Here is a 1,554-nt window from a genome sequence, read left to right as displayed (position 1 = left end):
TGAGCGGCCCGAGACATAGGTGACAAAACGTACCGGGCACATGGGTTACACTTTCCGCTTTTGTTCTGCGGGAGGTGTGGATGCCGTGGAAAGCGAGTTCGGTAATGGAAGAGCGCCTTCGCTTTGTCGCCCGGCTTCTTGATGGGGAAGCCATGACCGAGGTCTGCCGGGAGTTCGGGATATCCCGTAAGACCGGCTACAAGATTTTCGAGCGCTACAAGGAGCACGGCCTGGAGGCGCTCAGTGATCGCTCTCGGCGGCCGGTGCGTTACGCCAATCAGCTCCCGCAACAAGTCGAGACCCTGATCGTCCAGCTCAAGGCCGAGAAGCCGCACTGGGGGGCACGCAAGATCCGCGAGCTCCTGGTGCGACGGCTCGACGGCGACGTCCGGGTGCCGGCCAAAAGCACGATTCATGCGGTCCTCGACCGTCACGGCCTCGTCAAACGTGGGGGCGCCCCACGCCATCGCGCGCGCGGCACGCCGCTGTCGCAAGGCACGGCTCCCAATGATCTGTGGTGTGCCGACTTCAAGGGCGAGTTCAAGCTCGGCAACGGCCGCTACTGCTTCCCGTTGACCGTCAGCGACCACGCCTCGCGCTTCCTGCTGCTGTGCGAAGCGCTCGATTCGACGCGCGAAGATCCTGCCATCACCGCCTTCGAGCGCCTGTTCTGCGAGCGCGGCCTGCCGCTGGCCATTCGCTCCGACAATGGCGTCCCCTTTGCCAGTCCCAATGCCCTGTTCAATCTGTCCAAACTGTCGGTCTGATGGCTTCGGCTTGGCATTGCCATCGAGCGCATCAGGCCCCGGTCATCCACAGCAGAACGGCCGGCACGAGCGCATGCACCTCACCCTCAAAAAGGAGGCGACACGGCCGCCTGGCTTCAACAGCCTGCAGCAGCAGGAACGCTTCGATGCCTTCGTCCGCGAGTTCAATGCCGAACGACCGCATGAGGCGCTCGACATGAAGTGCCCCGCCGAGCTCTATACGGCCTCAGCGCGCCCCTATGCCGCCTGCCGGAACTGACCTATCCCCTCCACGATCGCGACGTCGTCGTCACCGCTTGCGGTCGCCTCTGCCTGCATCGCAAAAGGATCAACATCTCGACCGTGCTGGCCGGTCAAAAGCTCGGCATCAAGGAAGTCGATGACGGCATTTGGCTCGTCAGCTTCATGCACTACGATCTCGGATATTTCGATCTCGAGCAGAAGACCTTGCAACCTCTCGACAACCCATTCAGCACGAAGCCCCTCACCGATGTCCCAGCCCTCGCCGCGGCACTCTGAACCAGACGCGCTCTTGTGCATTCTTGGCATGGCAGCCCGTTGCTCGGCCCCGCCGTCGCGGTCAACCCCCGAAGCCCGCAGGGGCGCGGCACGCGCGGGGTTGACGGCGGCGGCGTGCGCCGAGCAAAAATTGGCCGTGCCATGGAGCCACGGTGGAACGCACAGTCCGCACCCGGGATCAACGGGATCGACTTTGGAGTAAATGACCTTGCAACAGCCCGACAACCCGATCGGCACGAGGTTGTCACCCATGTCTTAGGTACGAGCT

1 pseudogene is annotated in these 1,554 nt (G+C 63.1%); it reads left to right on the top strand.

Annotated elements, in window-relative coordinates:
• The first annotated feature begins 80 nt into the window (after positions 1-80).
• Positions 81-1,286: pseudogene (locus tag IVA82_RS21210) on the top strand (IS481 family transposase).
• Positions 1,287-1,554: the final 268 nt, after the last annotated feature.

This window comes from Bradyrhizobium sp. 142 (genome assembly GCF_023074015.1).
Classification (GTDB): domain Bacteria; phylum Pseudomonadota; class Alphaproteobacteria; order Rhizobiales; family Xanthobacteraceae; genus Bradyrhizobium.
This window is presented reverse-complemented; position numbering and strand designations above follow the sequence as displayed.